The organism is Pseudonocardia pini (assembly GCF_013870575.1).
Classification (GTDB): domain Bacteria; phylum Actinomycetota; class Actinomycetes; order Mycobacteriales; family Pseudonocardiaceae; genus Pseudonocardia; species Pseudonocardia pini.
Window position 1 is genome coordinate 1 of the sequence record NZ_JACBXB010000384.1, and the last position, 5,116, is coordinate 5,116.

Consider the following 5,116-nt stretch of genomic DNA (forward strand, 5'->3'; position numbering starts at 1 on the left):
TCGTGGTGCCGCGGGAGGGCCGCAAGCCCGAGGCGGAGGACATCGTCGCCTTCTGCCGAGGCTCAGACGTGCGGTGTCACCACCGCCGAAGCGGGTGATCCGGGCGGGGCCGCACAGCATCCCGCCGAGGTCGGCGAGCGACGTCGGTCGGGCCTCCGCCGAGAACAGCGACAGCTGGGACACGTCGCGCACGATAGAACATCTGTTCGATCGCTGTCTCGTGACTCGCCTATCTGGGTGCGGTGATCCCCTGGAGCTGGGTGCAGTTGGCCGCCTGTTGCGCGGCCTTGTCGAGGCGCGGGGAGGTGCGCAGGTCGCCCAGCGCATCGGGCGCGGTGACCTGCTGCAGGCTCGTCTGCGTGTCGCCGAGCGCGGCCTGGAAGGCGGGCACGTTGTTCGGGTCCGCGGCGTCCACCTTGGCCTTGGCGGCGGTGATGTCTGTTTGCAGCTTCTCCAGCCCCGTCGTGATCCGGGTGATAGTGTCGTCGCCGCCGCCGACGGGCGAGGCCCCGACCTGTCCGAGCTGGTCGCGGCTCTGCTGCAGGCCGGTCTGGCTGGCCGCGAGGTAGTCCGACAGCCGCTGCTTGATGCCCGCCAGGTCGGCGCCGTCGAAGTTCGGCTGGGCCAGCACGGGTGTGGTGTAGGTGAGGACGGCGCCGCACACCTTGTCGACCCACACGACGGGGTCGGCGCCGCGGCCGACGGCCGGGCGCGGGGCGGGATCGGCCGTCGGCGCACCGGAGACGACGGTCGCGCAGCCGCTGACGGACAACAGTCCACCGAGCACGACGGCGACGGCGAGCCGGGACGGGCGGGGCACGGGGAGCCTCCTGCGGAGCTTCGGACGGGGGTCGGACCGAGGCGACAGTACGCGACCGGGTGGTCCCGCTCAGCCCCCCGAGGAGCTCAGCCGGGACAGGTCCTGGCAGGCGGGGGCCTTGTCCGCGGCGTTCGTCACCTGCGAGTCCAGGCCCGCCAAGGGGTCCTGGTCCGCGTCCTGCAGGGACAGTACGGGGGCCACCGCGCCCTCGATGTCCCGCTGCAGGGTTCGGGAGTCCAGGTCCAGTCCGTCGACCTGGGTGCGGGCCTGCTGGAAGGCGGTCCGGTACCGGCTCAGCTGGTCGCGGAACTTCGTGACGGCCTGGTCGCCGCCCTCGACGGGAGCCGCCCCGAGACCGTCGAGATCGGTCAGTGCCCGGTCCAACGACGTGGCCGTGGCACCCAGGTAGCTCGACAGGTTGCGGGCCTGCGTGGGGAGGTCGCTCGCAGGCGCCGGGCCGACGAGCGCGGCCTGCTGGAACGTGGCGTACGAGCTGCAGAGCCCGTTCGTCCAGTCCACGGTCTCCTGCTCGCTCGCCCCGCCGCACCCCGCGAGGAACAGACCGCTCGCGGCCATCACGGACACCGCGCTCATGCGGGCCCACCGCACCCTCATCCGGTCCTCCACGTCCCTCGTCCGACGGCGGCTTGAGACGGTAGCGGCCCGCGCCACGGACGAACGAGGCCGCCCGTCCCGAAGAGGGACGAGCGGCCTCATGAGTCGCCGAGAGGGCCCGCCGGTCGGCCGACCGGGCCCTGCTCCGATCAGCTCACCGTGCTGTCCGCGGGCGTCTCCTGGATGGAGGAGGTCCGGCGCTTCGAGACCGTCACCGCCGCGACGATGACGGCCAGCGCCACCAGTGCGATCGCGAGCCGGATCGGGGTCGACGCGCTGTCCCCGACGCTGAACACCACGACCGCGGGCGCGATCAACACCGAGACCAGGTTCATGACCTTGATCAGCGGGTTGATGGCCGGGCCCGCGGTGTCCTTGAACGGGTCGCCCACGGTGTCGCCGATGACGGTGGCCTCGTGCGCCGCCGACCCCTTGCCGCCGTGATTGCCGTCCTCGACGAGCTTCTTCGCGTTGTCCCAGGCGCCGCCCGAGTTCGCGAGGAAGATCGCCATCAGCGTGCCACTGGCGATCGCCCCGGCGAGGTAACCGGCGAGCGGTCCGACGCCGAGGCCGAAGCCGACGGCGATCGGGGCGAAGATCGCCAACAGACCCGGGGTGGCGAGCTCGCGCAGCGAGTCCCGGGTGCAGATGTCCACGACGCGCCCGTACTCCGGCCGCACCGTGCCCTCCATGATCCCGGGGTTCTCCCGGAACTGGCGCCGCACCTCGAACACGATGGCGCCCGCCGCCCGGGTGACCGCGTTGATCGCGAGACCCGAGAACATGAACACCACCGAGGCGCCGATGATCACGCCGACCAGTGTGTTCGGGGCGAACACCTCGTTGGCGAACGCGGTGCCCGCGTCCCCGATCGCCACGCCCGCCTTGTCGAGGGCCTGTTGGATGGCGTCCCGGTAGGAGCCGAACAGCGCGGTCGCCGCGAGCACCGCGGTGGCGATCGCGATGCCCTTGGTGATCGCCTTGGTGGTGTTCCCGACCGCGTCGAGCTCGGTGAGGATGTCGACGCCCTCGCCCTCGACGTCCCCGGACATCTCCGCGATGCCCTGCGCGTTGTCGGCGACGGGCCCGAAGGTGTCCATCGCGACGATGACGCCGACCGTGGTGAGCAGGCCGGTGCCGGCGAGCGCGACCGCGAACAGCGCGACCGTGATCGACCCGGTGGCGAGGGTGAACGCGCCGAACACCGCCGCGCTGATCACCAGCGCGGTGTAGACGGCCGACTCGAAGCCGATCGAGATGCCGGACAGGATGACGGTCGCGGCGCCGGTCAGCGACGACTTGCCGACGTCCTGCACCGGCTTGTCCTCGGTGCCGGTGAAGTACCCGGTCAGCTTGAGGATCGCCGCGGCCAGCACGATGCCGATGAGGACGGCGATCGTGGCGAGCAGACGCGGGTCCGTGCCACCCATGTCCGCGACGACCGTGGCGTCCGTGGGGTCGGTCAACCCGGACCAGCTGGACGGCAGGTAGACGAAGGCGGCGACCGCGCAGAGCACCGCGGAGACGACCGCGGAGATGTAGAAGCTGCGGTTGATCGTCTTCAGGCTGCCCTCACCGACCCGGGTCCGGGTGATGTAGACGCCGAGCACCGCCGTCAGCACCCCGATCGCCGGGATGATCAGCGGGAACAGCAGGCCCTGCAGGCCGAACGCGGCGGTGCCGAGGATCAGCGCCGCGACGAGCATGACGGCGTAGGACTCGAAGAGGTCCGCGGCCATGCCCGCGCAGTCGCCGACGTTGTCGCCGACGTTGTCCGCGATGGTCGCGGCGTTGCGCGGGTCGTCCTCCGGGATGCCCTGCTCGACCTTGCCGACCAGGTCGGCGCCGACGTCCGCGGCCTTGGTGAAGATGCCGCCGCCGACTCGCATGAACATCGCCAGCAGCGCAGCGCCGAAGCCGAAGCCCTCGAGGACCTTCGGGGCCTGGCCCGCGTAGACGAGGACCACGACCGCGGCGCCGAACAGGCCGAGGCCGACGGTGAACATGCCGACGACGCCGCCGGTGCGGAAGGCGATCCGGGTGGCCTTCTCCCGCCCGCCCGGCTCCCGGGAGGCGGAGGCGACGCGGATGTTCGCGCGGGTGGCGAGCCACATGCCGAGGTAGCCGATCGTCGCGGAGAAGCCCGCGCCGATGATGAAGAAGATCGAGCGGCCTATCCGTTCGCCGATGTCGTCCGCGGGGAGCGCGAACAGCAGCAGGAAGACGATGACGACGAAGACGCCGAGGGTCTTGAACTGGCGCCTCAGATAGGCCTGGGCGCCCTCCTGGACGGCCTCGCCGATCCTCTGCATCTCGGGCGTCCCCGGGTCGGCGGACAGCACCTCCCGGAGCAGTTTGTAGCCGATGGCCAGGGCGGCGAGGGCGACGACGGCGACGACGCCGACGACGATCCGATCCCCCGATCCCAGCTCGAGGCCCATTGCGGGCACGGACATCCGACCTCCTGTTGCGTCGCAGTGCGTCAGGTCGTCGTGAGGCGCAGTGGGTGACCCCGGTGGAGATCGCGCGACGGCAGCCCTGACGTCGAGCGCATCCGCCGCCGCGCCGTTGCGGCAGGCGAACGCACACCGAGAGTGTGGCCGATGTCGCATTTGAGATCCACACCACTCCCCCTGTCTCAAGGGTGAGGTGATCGAGGACACAGGGTTGGAGTTGCCGGACCTGTGGGCCGGTCGGATGATTGAAGGATCACCTACAGGGGCCGCATCGTCAGCGGGACTCGCCGGAGCGGCCTCGTCGCCACCGTGGTCGTTCTGGCGGTCGTGCCCGCTCTGCTGAGCGCGCCGGCGACACCCGCGTCGGCGCCCTCCGGGGTGTCCGCCGCGCGGTCGGAGGCCTCCGGTCCCGAGGACTCCGGGGTGCTCGGGCCTCGGCTGTCGGACGTGCAGTCCCGGGCCCTGCTCGGGTTCGTCCCCCGGGAGCCCGCACCCGAGCCGGAGCCGGAACCGGACGGTGGGATCGCCGCCGCCGCGGTGCAGGCCGCCACGATGGCCGCGGAGACCGTGCGAGGCCTGGACCTGCGCATCGCCGTCCTCGATCGGGAGCTGGGCGAGCTGGTCTCCGCGGGCGCCGCGGCCGAGCCCACCTACACGGCGTCCTTGTCGAAGCTCGTGGTGGCGGTGGACGTGGTCGACCGGCGGCGGGTCGAGGGGCTGGTGGTGACCGAGCGCGACCTCGACCTGTTCCGGCGGGCGCTCGGGCCCAGCGACGACTCGGCGATGAACGCGCTCTGGTCCCGGTTCGGCGGGTCCACGGCGGCCGCCAGGGTCGCCGCCCGGCTCGGGCTCGCCGAGACCCTGAACCCGCGCGACCCCTCGCAGTGGGGGGAGATGCTCGTCTCGGCGGACGATCAGGCGCGGATCTACGAGCACGTGCTCGCCATGCCCGCCGAGGACCGCGACCTGATCCTCGGTGCGCTGAGTGCTGCCCCGCCCGTGGCCCGGGACGGCTTCGACCAGGACTTCGGGCTCCTCGCGCCCGAGATCGCCGCGCTGGCGGGACCTGTCGCCACGAAGCAGGCCTGGATGTGCTGCTTCTCCCAGCGCTACTACCTGCACAGCGCCGGGGTGATCGGGGAGGACGCCCGGTTCGTGGTGTCCCTGCTGAGCATCCAGCCGCGCAGCGGGGGATGGGCGGCCGCCCGCGGCGGTCTCACGACGG

Annotated in this window: 4 protein-coding genes; 1 reads left to right on the forward strand and 3 read right to left on the reverse strand. The window is 71.9% G+C overall.

What is annotated here, in order from left to right; all coding sequences use genetic code 11:
- Window positions 1–229: 229 nt before the first annotated feature.
- The 3 genes from H5J29_RS20150 to H5J29_RS20160 all read right to left on the reverse strand — a co-directional run bounded on the left by H5J29_RS20150 (window position 230) and on the right by H5J29_RS20160 (window position 3,891).
- Window positions 230–820, reverse strand: a complete 591-nt coding sequence (locus tag H5J29_RS20150) for a hypothetical protein (RefSeq protein WP_181782605.1) — start codon at window positions 818–820, stop codon at window positions 230–232.
- A gap of 69 nt (window positions 821–889) precedes the next feature.
- The gene (locus H5J29_RS20155) at window positions 890–1,414 is read right to left on the reverse strand and encodes a hypothetical protein (RefSeq protein WP_181782606.1); all 525 of its coding nucleotides are present in this window, start codon (window positions 1,412–1,414) and stop codon (window positions 890–892) included.
- Between the two features lie 170 nt (window positions 1,415–1,584).
- On the reverse strand, window positions 1,585–3,891 hold the full coding sequence (locus H5J29_RS20160; protein WP_181782607.1) for a sodium-translocating pyrophosphatase: 2,307 nt from the start codon (window positions 3,889–3,891) through the stop codon (window positions 1,585–1,587).
- A 309-nt stretch (window positions 3,892–4,200) separates the two neighbouring features.
- Between H5J29_RS20160 and H5J29_RS20165 the strand changes: the two genes are divergently transcribed.
- On the forward strand, window positions 4,201–5,116 hold a 916-nt coding region (locus H5J29_RS20165), incomplete at its 3' end, for a serine hydrolase (protein WP_181782608.1).